Below are 311 nucleotides of genomic sequence, written 5' to 3' on the forward strand. Positions count from 1 at the left end.
ATCCAGTGATCCGAACCTGATCCCAGACAGCAAAGATAATACCACCACAATTCCATCTGATAATGTAAAAGACAACAGTGAAGTGACTGCGGTTGCCAAAGATCCGAGCGGTAATGAAAGTGATCCGACAACGGTGACCTCAAAAACAGATGGCGTGACAGATGCTCCGGTGCTGAACATCCCTGAAGTGGCTGATGGTTATGCGAATGCTGATGAACTAAAAGACGGTTTGCAGGCAGAAGTCACTCTGCCGGGAGGTACTGAGGAAGGGGCAGAAATCACGCTGACGATTACCCGTCCGGATAAATCCA

The 311-nt window shown here is 48.9% G+C and carries 1 pseudogene; it reads left to right on the forward strand.

What is annotated here, in order from left to right:
• Window positions 1-311, forward strand: a pseudogene (locus tag NBG71_RS18740) (hypothetical protein); the annotation flags it as partial.

Origin of the sequence: Proteus sp. FZP2095 (assembly GCF_023701425.1) — a bacterium.
In the GTDB taxonomy this organism is placed as follows: domain Bacteria; phylum Pseudomonadota; class Gammaproteobacteria; order Enterobacterales; family Enterobacteriaceae; genus Proteus; species Proteus cibarius.